The sequence below is a fragment of the Peribacillus sp. NPDC006672 genome, from assembly GCF_050274955.1.
GTDB lineage: Bacteria > Bacillota > Bacilli > Bacillales > DSM-1321 > Peribacillus.
This window is the reverse complement of the sequence record NZ_JBNNOR010000003.1, coordinates 127,313-140,573: the sequence shown is the minus strand read 5'-3', so window position 1 is coordinate 140,573 and position 13,261 is coordinate 127,313. Positions and strand designations below refer to the sequence as shown.

At 40.1% G+C, this 13,261-nt stretch carries 14 protein-coding genes; 1 reads left to right on the top strand and 13 read right to left on the bottom strand.

Annotation, left to right across the window (positions count from 1 at the left end):
- Positions 1-10 precede the first annotated feature (10 nt).
- From ACQKKK_RS06610 to ssb, 5 genes are all read right to left on the bottom strand, one after another.
- Positions 11-1,015: an ABC transporter permease gene (locus ACQKKK_RS06610; protein ID WP_427615000.1), complete on the bottom strand. Its 1,005-nt coding sequence runs from the start codon at positions 1,013-1,015 to the stop codon at positions 11-13.
- Between the two features lie 116 nt (positions 1,016-1,131).
- Positions 1,132-2,748 carry an ABC transporter substrate-binding protein gene (locus ACQKKK_RS06605; protein ID WP_427614999.1) on the bottom strand — a complete coding sequence of 539 codons (1,617 nt, stop codon included), beginning with the start codon at positions 2,746-2,748 and terminating at the stop codon, positions 1,132-1,134.
- Positions 2,749-2,794: 46 nt separating this feature from the next.
- Positions 2,795-3,763: an ABC transporter ATP-binding protein gene (locus tag ACQKKK_RS06600; protein ID WP_427614998.1), complete on the bottom strand. Its 969-nt coding sequence runs from the start codon at positions 3,761-3,763 to the stop codon at positions 2,795-2,797.
- Positions 3,744-4,748, bottom strand: a complete 1,005-nt coding sequence (locus ACQKKK_RS06595) for an ABC transporter ATP-binding protein (protein ID WP_427614996.1) — start codon at positions 4,746-4,748, stop codon at positions 3,744-3,746. The genes ACQKKK_RS06600 and ACQKKK_RS06595 overlap by 20 nt, the downstream gene beginning before the upstream one ends.
- A 590-nt stretch (positions 4,749-5,338) precedes the next feature.
- Positions 5,339-5,701, bottom strand: coding sequence for a single-stranded DNA-binding protein (ssb, locus tag ACQKKK_RS06590; RefSeq protein WP_427614995.1), 363 nt, complete (start codon positions 5,699-5,701; stop codon positions 5,339-5,341).
- Positions 5,702-6,070: 369 nt separating this feature from the next.
- Between ssb and ACQKKK_RS06585 the strand changes: the two genes are divergently transcribed.
- The gene (locus tag ACQKKK_RS06585) at positions 6,071-6,505 is read left to right on the top strand and encodes a YwpF family protein (protein WP_427614994.1); all 435 of its coding nucleotides are present in this window, start codon (positions 6,071-6,073) and stop codon (positions 6,503-6,505) included.
- Between the two features lie 108 nt (positions 6,506-6,613).
- Here ACQKKK_RS06585 and ACQKKK_RS06580 read toward each other — a convergent pair whose 3' ends face one another.
- From ACQKKK_RS06580 to ACQKKK_RS06545, 8 genes are all read right to left on the bottom strand, one after another.
- Positions 6,614-6,871 carry a hypothetical protein gene (locus tag ACQKKK_RS06580; protein ID WP_427614992.1) on the bottom strand — a complete coding sequence of 86 codons (258 nt, stop codon included), beginning with the start codon at positions 6,869-6,871 and terminating at the stop codon, positions 6,614-6,616.
- 288 nt (positions 6,872-7,159) lie between these two features.
- Complete coding sequence (gene fabZ, locus ACQKKK_RS06575; protein WP_061465660.1) at positions 7,160-7,588, bottom strand: 3-hydroxyacyl-ACP dehydratase FabZ; 429 nt, start codon at positions 7,586-7,588, stop codon at positions 7,160-7,162.
- A 121-nt stretch (positions 7,589-7,709) separates the two neighbouring features.
- On the bottom strand, positions 7,710-7,964 hold the full coding sequence (locus tag ACQKKK_RS06570) for a DNA-directed RNA polymerase subunit beta (protein WP_061466309.1): 255 nt from the start codon (positions 7,962-7,964) through the stop codon (positions 7,710-7,712).
- 171 nt (positions 7,965-8,135) lie between these two features.
- Positions 8,136-8,981, bottom strand: coding sequence for a flagellar hook-basal body protein (locus tag ACQKKK_RS06565; protein ID WP_427614989.1), 846 nt, complete (start codon positions 8,979-8,981; stop codon positions 8,136-8,138).
- 55 nt (positions 8,982-9,036) lie between these two features.
- Complete coding sequence (locus ACQKKK_RS06560; protein ID WP_427614988.1) at positions 9,037-9,876, bottom strand: flagellar hook-basal body protein; 840 nt, start codon at positions 9,874-9,876, stop codon at positions 9,037-9,039.
- Between the two features lie 279 nt (positions 9,877-10,155).
- Positions 10,156-11,157, bottom strand: a complete 1,002-nt coding sequence (locus ACQKKK_RS06555) for a rod shape-determining protein (protein WP_057911932.1) — start codon at positions 11,155-11,157, stop codon at positions 10,156-10,158.
- Between the two features lie 307 nt (positions 11,158-11,464).
- Entirely contained in the window at positions 11,465-11,737 is a 273-nt protein-coding gene (spoIIID, locus tag ACQKKK_RS06550; protein ID WP_427614987.1) for a sporulation transcriptional regulator SpoIIID, read from the bottom strand.
- A gap of 437 nt (positions 11,738-12,174) precedes the next feature.
- Positions 12,175-13,152, bottom strand: a complete 978-nt coding sequence (locus tag ACQKKK_RS06545; RefSeq protein WP_427614986.1) for a peptidoglycan DD-metalloendopeptidase family protein — start codon at positions 13,150-13,152, stop codon at positions 12,175-12,177.
- Positions 13,153-13,261 lie beyond the last annotated feature (109 nt).

Here is a 13,261-nt window from a genome sequence, read left to right as displayed (position 1 = left end):
GTTTCCCTCCCTATTTATACTTAATCCTAGGATCGATCGCTGCATACAACAAGTCCACAACAAGATTAATCATGACAAACAAAAAGGCGATGACCAGAATTCCGGACTGTATGACCGGATAATCCCGAGATAGTATTGCATCATAAATATATGTACCGATACCTGGCCACCCAAAAATGGTTTCCGTTAAAATGGCGCCGCCTAAAAGTAATCCTGTCTGCAGGCCGATAACCGTCACCACTGGAATTAATGCATTCTTGAAGGAGTGCTTGTAAATGACCCAAAACATTCTCATTCCCTTAGCACGGGCTGTACGGATGAAATCCGACCTCATAACTTCCAGCATGGACGAACGTGTCATCCTTGCAATAATGGCCATCGGAATGGTCGCAAGCGCAATTCCTGGCAAAATGAGATGTTTGATCACTTCAAAAAACTGATCAACCCTGCCAGCAATGAGTGTATCTATCAAATACAAGCCCGTTATGGCCGCAACGGGATCCCTTATATTATCCCGCCCTGTCGTGGGAAGTAAATCCCATTGAATTGAAATGATGTATTGCTCCATTAATCCCAGCCAGAATATAGGCATGGACAACCCAATCAATGCAACCACCATGGCTACATAATCAAACCATGAGTTTTGGAACCATGCTGATATTATCCCTGCATTTACACCGATGATCACTGCGATGATCATGGCGATCAATGCAAGCTCAATAGTGGCCATTAGGTATGGCCCGATTTCTTGGGAAACCGGACTATTCGTTTTTAACGAAACACCCAGGTCACCCTTTAACAGGCCAGATAAATAATCCCAAAATTGAATGAACCAAGGTTTATCCAAACCGAGTTCCTTTGTCATTGCCGCAACTGCCTCTTTTGTTGCTTGCTGTCCTAAAATTACTTGTGCTGGATTTCCAGGGATTGCCCGGATCATCATGAATACAATAAACGCCATTCCGAATAACACTGGAATGAGAGATCCTAAACGTCGTACGGTATAGGATAACAAAACAATCACCCGCCTTTTAAATAAGGGGCCTTCGAAGCGCCCTCGATCATTTTGAAATGCATTCCATAACAAAACCGGGCAGCATGCATAAAATCCATACTCCCCGATTCGTACGGTTAATTCTCTATAGACACGTTAACTAAAGGTTGGGAACCGGTTGGATGCGGAACGAATCCTTTTATTGTCTTAGTTCCAGCAAGTTGTGGTAAAGAGTGTACAAGTGGAACCCATGGTGCTTCTTCATGAATGATTTCTTGAGCTTTTCCGTATAACTCATTACGCTTGGCTTCATCAGCAGTGGACTGAGCTTCGATCAATAGCTTATGAACTTCTTCGTTTGCATAACGGGCATAGTTGTTGGAGCCGATATTATCTTTATCCAATAATGTATAAAGGAAGTTATCCGCATCTCCATTATCGCCTGTCCAGCCTAGCATGAAAGATTGAGCTTCACCAGCCTGCACTTTCTCTAAGTATGCAGCCCATTCATACGAAACGATATTTGCTTCAATGCCTACTTGTTTTAAGCTTGCTTGAATGGCTTCAGCCACTTTTTGACCATCTGGCATATAGGGACGTGGTACCGGCATTGCCCAAAGGTCCATTTTGAATCCATCTTCTAGTCCAGCCTTTTTAAGTAATTCCTTAGCTTTTTCTACATCGTAGTCATAGTCTTCAATGTTGTCATTGTAGCCAGAAACAGATGGCGGCATTGGATTCTTGGCAGGCTCCGCTGTGCCTTCGTAAAAGTTATCAATGATTTCTTTTTTGTTAATTAGGTGAGAGATGGCTTGGCGTACTTCCTTTTTGTCGAATGGTGCTTTTTCAACATTGAATGCAAAGTAGCCGACATTCATGGATGGACGTTCGAATATTTGTAGTTTGTCATCCCCTGTTACCTTGCTTATATCACTTGGATTTAACCCGTCCATTAGATCAACTTCACCTTTGATTACAGCATTTAAACGAGCAGAGTTTTCTTTAATGACTTTAAACGTGATTCCATCAAGCTTTGGCAGTCCATCTTGCCAATAATCATCATTTTTCACCACTTCAATCGTATCGCCTGGTTTCCATGATTTGAATTTGAATGGACCTGTTCCAGAAGGATTCTTACCGAAATTGTCTGCATCTTTTTCAAAGCCAGTTGGACTTGCTATGGCAAATGTAGGCATCGCAATGTTTTTCAAGAATGGTGCCTGCGGACGATTTAACGTGAATTCCACTGTATTATCATCAATAGCTTTTACCTCTTTGATAACATGACCTTCATCACCTTCAAAGCCGCCAAACATGGAGGCATAGTATGCAAATTTAGCTTCATCCTTACTTTGTGCCCAGCGCTGAAAGTTTTTAACAACTGCTTCTGCATTGAAATCCGAGCCATCATGGAACTTAATGCCGGTTTTCAATTTGAATGTATATGTCTTTGCGTCATCGGAAACATCCCATGATTCTGCAAGACCTGGCTTTATTTCCGTATTATCTTCCCCGTATTTTACAAGTGTTTCAAAAACCTGCTGTGTTACGATGAATGATTCACCATCCGTTACTATAGCGGGATCTAGTGAAACTGCATCGCCGCCTTTACCGTAAATCAATACGCCGCCTTTTGCTTCACTCGATCCCCCTTTATCATCATCTTTCTCTTTTGATGTAGACGAGGAGCATCCTGCAAGTGCTAGCGAAAGAGCCAGGATACCAGTCAACAATAAAGCCAATGTCTTCTTCATATTCTTCCCCCTTTATTTTTTTAAAAATTTATGTGTACGTCAAATGTCAATTGTATAAATGACAAGCAACGTAGTGACCAGGTTTATGCTCATGCAAGATTGGCTTTTCCGATTTGCACTCTGCCATGGCTTTCGGGCACCTAGTATGAAATGTACAACCGCCAGGCGGGTTTGATGGGCTTGGAACATCTCCCTGAAGGATTACCCTATCCCCCTTGTATTCCACATCCGGGATCGGCACGGCTGATAATAAAGCCTGTGTATATGGATGTAGGGGATCTTCGTAGAGTTCTTCACTTTCCGTCAATTCAACGATATGTCCAAGATACATGACACCGACACGGTCGGAGATATGCCTTACCACTCCAAGGTCATGGGCAATGAAAAGGTACGTCAAATCAAAATCTTCCTGCAAATCCTGCAGGAGGTTCAAGACTTGGGCCTGAATCGACACATCCAGTGCAGATACGGGTTCATCGGCGATGATCAGCTTTGGGTTTACCGCAAGTGCCCTGGCAATGCCAATACGCTGCCGCTGGCCCCCACTGAATTGATGCGGATACCTTTTAGCATGGTAACTGCTTAAGCCAACAACCTTAAGAAGTTCCTGTACACGGGCTTTTCGCTTCTTTTTATCCTTAATCCCATGAACGATGAGCGGTTCCTCCAATATTTTTTCAATAGTATGCCTGGGATTGAGTGAAGCGAATGGATCCTGGAATACCATCTGCATTTCACGGCGCATCTTTCTCATTTCACGGGAAGATAAAGCCGTCAGGTCCTTTCCTTCGAAATAAACATTCCCTTCACTCGGCTCAAGCAATCGAAGCAATAATCTTCCCGTTGTCGACTTACCGCAACCGCTTTCACCGACAAGACCTAAAGTTTCCCCTTTATAAATGGAAAAAGACAAACCATCTACTGCCTTGACCTCTCCAATGGTCTTTCCTAGGACTCCTCCTTTAATTGGAAAATGCTTCTTTAGGTTTTCTACCTTAACCAATGTTTGATTCATGCAAGGCCGCTCCTTTCCCATCTTCATACAGCCAGCAACGAACTTGCCTGCCCTCATCAAATTTCAAAAGAGACGGAGTTTCATTTATACATTGCTCCATGGCATGGGAGCAACGAGGGGCAAATTGGCACCCGATGTTGCTTGTCCCAGGTTTTGGAACATTGCCCGGTATCGAGTAAAGACGCTCTTTCTTTATCCGCATATCCGGAATCGACTGAAGTAATCCGACTGTATAAGGATGCTTAGGATTTTGAAAAATCGTTTGCACATTTCCTTCCTCTATTACCTTCCCTGCATACATGACAATTACACGTTCACACATTTGCGCCACAACGCCAAGATCATGGGTAATCATCATGATTGCCGTATCTGTTTCTTTATTTAAGTTCTTCATCAACTCCAGGATTTGTGCCTGGATGGTCACATCTAAAGCCGTTGTCGGTTCATCGGCTATAAGGAGTTTCGGCTCACAGATCATGGCCATTGCTATCATGACCCTTTGTCTCATTCCACCCGAAAGTTGATGCGGATATTCATCGATCAATTCCTTGGCACGCCCAAGCCCAACCAGCTCCAACATTTCCACAGCTCTATGACGGGCCTGCTTTTTGTTCCATTTTTTATGTATCCGAAGCGTCTCCACCAACTGCTCGCCAATAGTGAACACAGGATTCAAGCTTGTCATCGGTTCCTGAAATATCATCGCTATGTCATTCCCGCGAATCTTTCTCATTCTTGCTTCAGAGGCATTTGCGATATTCTCCCCTTTAAAGAGGATTTCTCCCTCCACCTTACCAGCAGGTGAAGAAACCAGACCCATGATGGATAAAGAAGTTACGCTTTTTCCGCATCCTGATTCTCCTACAATCCCTAAAACTTCACCAGGATTGACGTGAAAATCGATTGAATTTACGACAGGAATCACCCCATCGTCAGTACGAAAACTGGTTCGCAGCCCATTCACCTTAATAATTGGTTCACCCATCAAATCACTTCCTATATATAACTTTTTTTCCATACATTATTTGGTTTATTATTGCATCAAAATTAAAATTTTACAATATATTTTCTAAAAATTCTAATTTAACAGATTATTTTTTTATACACACACATTTTGGCATTAAAAAAAGACTGCATATTTGCAGTCTATGAAAGAGGGGAATCAGAGAACTTGATTCCAAATGAGGGTAAATCGGAGTTTCCAGCGAGGAAAAAGCTATATTTGCTTTGGGGAAGGAAGGGATGAAAATGAACTAATACTACAGTGATTTACGGAATTTTTTTCGTCATCGGAATATTTTACGCTTTGTTCAAGTGCTGAAATTCGTTGCATTAAATTTTCATTATGGTCGTATAAATACTTGTTTTGTGTTTTCAATTGAGTAAGCATCAAGTGAATCTGTACTAATTCATATTCATTATTCAAAGTTTTCACATGGGTCTTCGCCACATGACGGATCAAATCACTAATGAGTTCTTCCATCCGCTTTTTCTCATGCATTGTCTAAAAGCGAGCTTGCTCCTGCCCGGAGGCAAGCTTTATATCCTTCGCTCATTCTCGACATCAACTTAATCCTATAAACCAACATGTTCAAAATCCTTGGGTTTAATATCGTTTGGTTTCGATGCCATGAATTGAACCCTCTCAGCGACCACTTCAGTAACATATACAATTTTACCCTCTTGATTTTCGTATCTCCTTGTCTGTATTCTGCCTGTGATGCCGATTAAGGTACCTTTTTTACAGTACTGAGCAGTATTTTCAGCCGACCTTTTCCATATGATGCACTGTACAAAGTCCGCCTCATATTCACCAACATTATTACGGAAGTTCCGGTTGACTGCTAACGTTATATTGGAAACAGCCTTGCCGTCTGGTGTATATCTTAATTCGGGATCCTTCGTAAGCCTGCCGACGAGGGTAACTTGGTTAATCATTTTTTCACTCCTTCCTCTTTAATATGCTTTTATCATACTCGTTCTACCATCGATTAAAAAATGGAGGAAATGGCATTATTACACCCTTTCCCTTCTTAAAAAATCCTTTGAATTGATGCAAAATTAATTTTTTTCGATTAAAATCAAGTAATAAACGCATAGTTAACAAAATTTAATATTTTGCAAATTTTTATTCTGTCCTGCATAATTTAGACAATTGCTGGGTTTTCATTTCATTAAGGGACTATCTTTTAGTATGATATAATTACCTTTAAAAGGATTAACCGACATGAACCATTCCGGATAGAATAAAATTTACGTTTAAGAAGGGGCTTTTATCACTCTTCTGGCAAGAAACGGAGGAATTAGATGAAATCATTTAAATTAATTTCGTTGCAAATTGTTACTGAGAATTTACAATTGATTGATATTGTATTAACAGATGGACTAATAATAAATAAAGAAAACGATGCTAGAACATGGTTACTGGAAGCCTTTGTAGAAGAAAAGCATTTCAAAGAGCTTGAACCCTCACTTCCCAATAAAGACGGAGAGGTGTATATCCAGGCCGTCATTACCAAAAAGGACAATGAACCGGCATTGTTTCACACTGTTTTACGCGCCATAAGAAAAGTAGGCAACCATTATAGCCTATTATTCGTTGGTCACATCCAAAAAACGCGTAGCAAGTATGCTGAACTTCTTCTTGAAGATTTAGTCCAAAAAGGTCTCGTCGGCGATGAATTAATAAATGAGTTCAAGCAAAAAATCCGTTCAAAACCTAAATTAGCTACGAATAAATAACCTCCCCTTTATTTCCCTAATCGAATATGCACAAAAAAGACTGACTTAGACGAATAAGGATGAATAATCCTCTTCTTAACTAAACCAGTCTTTTTTCATCTGTGCTAATTACTTATTGTCGTTGTCGTTTTTGTCAATCAAGTCATTATTGTCATTGTCATTATCATTATCAAGCAAATCATTATCATTATCGTTATCATTCAAGTCGTTGTTATCATTTACACCATTTCTATCATTATCCATGATGTTGTTATTATCTTCTGGTGCGGGTTTGTTGTCATTATCATTATCATTCGTTCCACATCCAGCAAGGAACATAATAGATAATAAAGATCCCCCAATTAGTGCAAAAATTCTTGTCTTCATTTTTGGCAACCTCCTTTCCTTCTTAATCATTAGTTATTTTGCCCGAATGTGAAAATAACTTGCGTCCTATTTTTAATTTTAAAAAAGAAAATACACTTATCTCGTATTTATTGGAATTTAATCATTAAAAAATGCCGGACATAAAAAAATGTCCGGCATTCAAAGGAAAAATAAAAAGGGCCTAATTAAAAAAGCAATGCAGTGCTCTTTAATATATACACTTAAACCATTTTTAAAAATATAGTCTTATTAGTCCATTTTCTTTCTCCCGAAAAATGAATGCACTTCTTATTTGTCACCAAAGGCAAACATGATTTCGGCTTCACACGCTACTTCTCCGTCTACCGTCGCCACTGCTTTCCCTTTACCCATTGACCCTCTCATACGCACTATTTCCACTTCCAGACGCAGTTGATCACCTGGTTTTACTTGCTTTTTAAAGCGGCAATTATCAATTCCAGCAAAAAATGCAAGTCGTCCTTTATATTCTTCTTGTTTCAAAACCGCTACAGCGCCAACTTGCGCTAAAGCCTCCACAATTAAAACACCAGGCATAACTGGGTAATCCGGAAAATGACCATTAAAGAATTCTTCATTAGCTGAGACATTCTTCAAACCTACCGCTCTTTTTCCTTCATCTATTTCTATGATCCGGTCCACTAATAAGAATGGGTAACGATGCGGAATAATTTCCTTTATTTGTGTGATATCAAGCATATTTGTTCCTCCTATGATTTAAATATTTCTAACATAACGTAAACTCGCCCCTGCCATAAAGACAGAGGCGTAGTTGCCATGTAATATAAATCCGTTAACGACAGCAACTACCTCAATGGAACTATGCGTCCTTGTTCACTATATCAATAATATGAGTCCATGTGGATTTTTGGAAAACATCCATTGCATGTCCTCCCCCGATCACACTGTATCCTATAAGTGCCCCGGATAACACAGCAATGAAAATCAATCCGATAACAATGAGTAAGCGAAGCCAAATTGGCAAAAGACGGACCTTGATTCTACGATTCGGTTTCGTCTCAACTTCCTTTATCTCTTCTTCAATTTGTTGTCTCATTACACGATTTTGTTCCATATAGAATGTGAAAGCTCCTTTTTCTAAGAAAACTCGCCGACTGATTTCCCCTATATTCCAGAAAATCGGAAACTATGCAATATGATAGGCACAAACGATTCTCTTTGATATGAATTCATTATAACCGATTTGCTATAATTCCGCAGGGAGACATTTTACTTTCCAGAAAACTTAACGGATTCCATTGATTAATCCGCTCATTTGATCAGCCATCGTTACCGCCCGGGATTGAAATTGATAAGACCGCTGAACATTGATAAGATCCGTCATTTCTTTGGAAAGATCGACATTTGAGGACTCCAAAGTTCCTTGACGGATAGCTATTTGGTTGCGGGAATCCCCTGTTAATGCGGTCATGATATCGTCTTCAGTACCCAAGGCATTGATGTTTCCGGGCAGGCCAAGTAAATTTCCGCCTAGCTGATCAAGAAATTGCGGCTTCTTTACCGAGACGATGCCGAGCCTAAAACTCTTTTCACCGTATTCTTCCGTATCGACCGTCAATAAGCCATTTTCCGAAATCTTAATGTCTCTAACATTTCCGTCAATAAGTATCTGGTTACCATTTTCATCAAGCACCTGATGTCCAGCAGAGGTAACGAGCACCATTTGGTCCTGATCATTCGCATTTGGAGATAAATAAAAGGCGCCATCCCTTGTAAGCCTTGTATTGACCCCTTTACCGTCCTGAACGCTTACGGTGAAGAATTGGTCTTCACTAGTGAATGCAGCATCAAGATTACGGTCCGTTGTCTTTAAGGACCCCTGTGAAAGCACCAATTGAGACTGGCTTACCTTAGCACCTGTTCCCTGTCGAATGCCAGGTGTGGTCAACCTTCCTTTTTCCTTTGTCTCACTCGGTTGATTATTGAAACTCTGTGTCAGTAAGTCATTGAAGCTCGTTTGGGTCTTTTTGTAGGCAGTCGAGTCCACATTAGCGATATTATTACTTATTTGATCGATTTTACTTTGAAGCTGGTTCAGCGTATTTGTAGCTGTCATCATGGTACGATTCATGTATATTCCCCTTACATGTCCAAATTTCCAAAGACGGTTTTCTGCTAATGTTCAATTAAAGCCTGCCAACTTCATTGACTGCTTTATCCAAACTTTTATCATAGGCTTGAAGAACCTTCTGACTCGCTTCAAAAGAGCGGTATGCCGACATCATTTCTGTCATCGTTCTCGATTGGTCGACATTAGAGCCTTCAAGGAACCCTTGCTTAGTAGAAAAACCGACCCCTTCAGACTTGTATGCACTAGGTAAATCCCCATCATTCACAGCCTTATAAAGGCCTTCCCCATCCTTCATGAGCTGTGATGATGGATCATCTGAATAACCGATGCCAAGACGTACCGTTTGAACATTCCCTTCTAAAATAACGCCGTTTTCCGTTACGGTGAACTGATCGCTATCAAGCTGGATCCGATTATTATTTTCATTCAATACATAATGACCGGCAGGTGTAGTCAGATAACCTTGTCCGTCTAGAGTGAAACTGCCGTTGCGCGTATAACGGATGCCGCCATCACCATCCTGAACAGTAAAAAACACCGACCCTTGCAGACCGGTTTCTTCATTGAGCGGAAGGTTTTCATCGACCAAGGAAATATCTGTATTAAGCTCGGTTTCCTCCAATGTACCTTGGGTAAATAAAGGATTTGCCTCCTGTACGTATACCCCAGTACTGAGCCCCCCAACCTGGGATAATTCAGGCAAATTCAATTTATTCTCCACAGGAACCGTTTTGCCATCTATTTTGCTGATAAGCATTTCCGGAAAAGACCTTACACTCGTTTGATCTGCTTTATACCCTGTTGTATTCGCATTGGACATATTGTTTGTGAGCAATTCTGTGCGCCTTTGCTGTGTAAGCATCCCGGAAGCAGCTGTATAAAAACCTCTTAACATCCTTTTCACTCCTCATTCTACATAACTTATCCTGTTCAATTTCTCATATTTATCTTATCGGACATGAACATCAGTATCTTAAGGAAAAGGAATAGCATTAGGCAGAAGAATTTGTCTGTTTCGTAGGCTAGGTCAGATTTAAAGGAATGGTGTTAAATTCTCGACTAAAAGAAGAGGGCCTATTGCTCATCAGTACTAGAACTGCACGCACTTTCACTATGCCTCATGTTTGTCTGAACCTTAGACCCCTATCTTATGATGCAGATTTACATCCGCTTTTTAGTTGAATTTGTGCCGTGGCAATTTATCCATATTATCAAGCATGATTCCAGTTCCAATTGCTACACAATCCATCGGGTGTTCGGCAACGAGTACTGGGACCTTAAGCTCTTCAGCGAGAAGTAAATCAATCCCGTGAAGCAACGCTCCCCCGCCTGTTAAAATGACGCCGCGATCGATGATATCAGCAGAAAGTTCAGGCGGTGTCCGCTCAAGTACGCTTTTTGCAGCTTGTACAATGATTGAAACCTGCTCACGAAGAGCTTCCTCAATTTCTTCCGAATTGACCGAAATGGTTCTAGGTAATCCTGAAACCATATCCCGTCCACGAATATCGATGACTTCATTACGGGAACCTGGGAAGACTGTTGCAACCTGAATTTTAATGTTTTCCGCTGTACGTTCACCAATCAGCAGCTTATACTTCCGCTTGATATAATGTAAAATTTCATTATCGAATTTGTCACCGGCCATTTTAATAGAAGAAGATGTAACGATATCCCCCATTGAAAGGACGGCAATATCCGTTGTACCCCCGCCAATGTCTACGACCATATTGCCGCTTGGTTGAAAAATATCCATGCCGGCACCGATTGCAGCCACTTTTGGTTCTTCTTCAAGGAATACTTTCTTCCCTCCGCTTTTTTCAGCAGCTTCTTTAATCGCCTTTTGTTCGACACTTGTTATGTTGGTCGGGCAGCAGATCAAAATTCTAGGCTTTGAAAGGAAGCCTTTCACATTCAATGTATTGATAAAATGCTTAAGCATCGATTCTGTTACATCAAAATCCGCAATGACCCCGTCTTTTAATGGACGAATTGCGATGATGTTTCCTGGAGTACGGCCTACCATTTTACGAGCTTCTTCCCCGACAGCAAGAACACGGTTCGTATTCTTATCAATCGCTACTACCGAAGGCTCATTTAACACAATTCCTTTACCTTTGACATGTATAAGAACATTGGCTGTTCCAAGATCTATCCCAATATCTCTAGCAAACATTTCTTAAATCCTCCTTGAATATCCTCACATATAACCTACTTCTGTCCTAATTGTTTATTTTACCATATTGCATTGACACAAGTAAGTATGAATTATAAATAAACAGTAATACATACTATTTTTACCTATTTTGCCAATATGTAAAAATATCCGATGCCTTATGTACTATCTTCGGTCTTTCCTCACAAAAAAATTCCGGCATGGAACCGCAGTCAAGGTTAAGAAAAAAGCTGACACAATTCCATGTCCCTTTATTCATTCCCTGATTGCGGATTCGCTTCCAAATGCCGGAATGATATCACAAAGATTATTTAACGATTTCTTCTTCTTTTTCCGATCGTTTATATTTTAATTTTGTCGCTTCTCCACCTCGAAGGTGACGAATGGATTTATGATAATCCAATATATCCTTCACTTCGTTAGCCAAATCAGGATTAATTTCTGGCAGCCTCTCAGTTAAGTCTTTATGAACTGTGCTTTTGGAGACTCCGAACTCTTTTGCAATGACGCGGACTGTTTTTCTAGTTTCCACGATATACTTTCCTATCTTGATAGTTCTTTCTTTGATGTAATCGTGCACACCACTCGACCTCCCCAAATTGGATGTGAGAAGTGTGAAATGAGATTCGTATTTTTCGAATCGAATACCGCTGCCCTATAAACAATGAAAGATAGAATTATTCACCTATTAGATAATTTGTAATAAACGATTCCTCACCTCAAACACTCTCTTTGCATGGTTTATAACATCTTATTAGCTTGGTTAAGAATATATGCCTAATTGGACAGGAGGTTTGGATTTATTTCTAATTTTCATCTGTTTATTTTCCTTAAGGACTAATTATTTCCCGAGAAATTTGTCGGAAATTCAAATGTTTCAGCATGTTGGCCAATATTTCCTAGAAAGAAAAAAAGGAAGCCGTTCAAAGTGAACGGCTTCCTTTTACCAAATTTTTCAGTTGTTGTCATTCGTAACGTTCAAGGTTTTTTGTTTTGATATTATTAAAAATCTTAATCTTAATTAGATTGTTTTAACGAATCTTTTAAGGAATCGCTTTCCTCAGTTGTACCTTCATCTGGGACAGAGCCTTCCTCATCCGTGCCACTCTCTAAATCAGTGCTCTCGTCAGTTTCATCAACGGCAGGCGCTTCATCCGTGCCAGTTTCAGATTCTTCGATTGCAGGTGTTTCTTTCTTATCAGTTTTAGATTCTTCGACTGCAGGTGTTTCTTTCTTATCAGTTTTAGATTCTTCGACTGCAGGTGTTTCTTCTTTTTTAGCTGAATCATCAAGTTCGCTGCCTTCAGCTTCAGTTGCCGATTGAATGGCAGAAGCTTGTTTATCAATAAAATCATTCGGGTTTAACGCAATGTTATCTTTTCTGATTTCGAAGTGGACATGCACGCCCGCCTCTTCGTTGATTTGGCTTTTTCCAGCTGAAGCAATTGCTTGCCCTTGTTTCACTTTGTCACCGACTGCAACCTTAATGTCTTTAACAGATTGATAACGAGTAACGACACCATCTTCATGCTGTACTTCAACTAAATTTCCAAGTAACGCATCGTCTTGGACTTTCGTTACATTTCCACTTAATGAAGCTTTTACATCGAAAGACTTTCCATCTTTCAATGCAATGTCTATACCTTTGTTTTGCTCATATCTATTGTTGTAGAAAACCAACGCTTCTTCTTGTGCCTTTTCATCCGCATTCACATCATAAAACTGTTTCTTAATAACCGTTTTGTCTGCATCGGCTACAGGCATCTTGATTGTCTCAAGATTACTATTAACCTCGACAGAAGGCTCACCATAGTTTTTTCCTGTTTCAGCTGATTCCTCTTTGCCATCTTTAGCTGAATCATTAAAACTATTTTGTAATAAGAAGGCCGCGGCTAAGATTATGGCTGCACTTGCGATATAGATTGCTGATAATGCCCAACGTTGTTTTAGTATACGTCGGATTGTGGAAGTTGGTTTCTTTTCTTCCTCTCTCATATTAATCACCTCAGCAATCATTCTGAACATTTTGTTAAGATTATATACATTCAGGTAAAAAAATTTTTAGATTTATTTTGTGGAAATGAAACCGATTTTATTCGTAGAA

Coding starts and splice junctions, on each gene's coding strand:
- ACQKKK_RS06605 (WP_427614999.1), bottom strand. CDS start 2,748: ATGAAGAAGACATTGGCTTTATTGTTGACTGGTATCCTGGCTCTTTCG.
- ACQKKK_RS06600 (WP_427614998.1), bottom strand. CDS start 3,763: ATGAATCAAACATTGGTTAAGGTAGAAAACCTAAAGAAGCATTTTCCA.
- ACQKKK_RS06595 (WP_427614996.1), bottom strand. CDS start 4,748: ATGGGTGAACCAATTATTAAGGTGAATGGGCTGCGAACCAGTTTTCGT.
- ssb (WP_427614995.1), bottom strand. CDS start 5,701: ATGATTAACCAAGTTACCCTCGTCGGCAGGCTTACGAAGGATCCCGAA.
- ACQKKK_RS06585 (WP_427614994.1), top strand. CDS start 6,071: ATGAAATCATTTAAATTAATTTCGTTGCAAATTGTTACTGAGAATTTA.
- ACQKKK_RS06580 (WP_427614992.1), bottom strand. CDS start 6,871: ATGAAGACAAGAATTTTTGCACTAATTGGGGGATCTTTATTATCTATT.
- fabZ (WP_061465660.1), bottom strand. CDS start 7,588: ATGCTTGATATCACACAAATAAAGGAAATTATTCCGCATCGTTACCCA.
- ACQKKK_RS06570 (WP_061466309.1), bottom strand. CDS start 7,964: ATGGAACAAAATCGTGTAATGAGACAACAAATTGAAGAAGAGATAAAG.
- ACQKKK_RS06565 (WP_427614989.1), bottom strand. CDS start 8,981: ATGAATCGTACCATGATGACAGCTACAAATACGCTGAACCAGCTTCAA.
- ACQKKK_RS06560 (WP_427614988.1), bottom strand. CDS start 9,876: ATGTTAAGAGGTTTTTATACAGCTGCTTCCGGGATGCTTACACAGCAA.
- ACQKKK_RS06555 (WP_057911932.1), bottom strand. CDS start 11,157: ATGTTTGCTAGAGATATTGGGATAGATCTTGGAACAGCCAATGTTCTT.
- ACQKKK_RS06545 (WP_427614986.1), bottom strand. CDS start 13,152: ATGAGAGAGGAAGAAAAGAAACCAACTTCCACAATCCGACGTATACTA.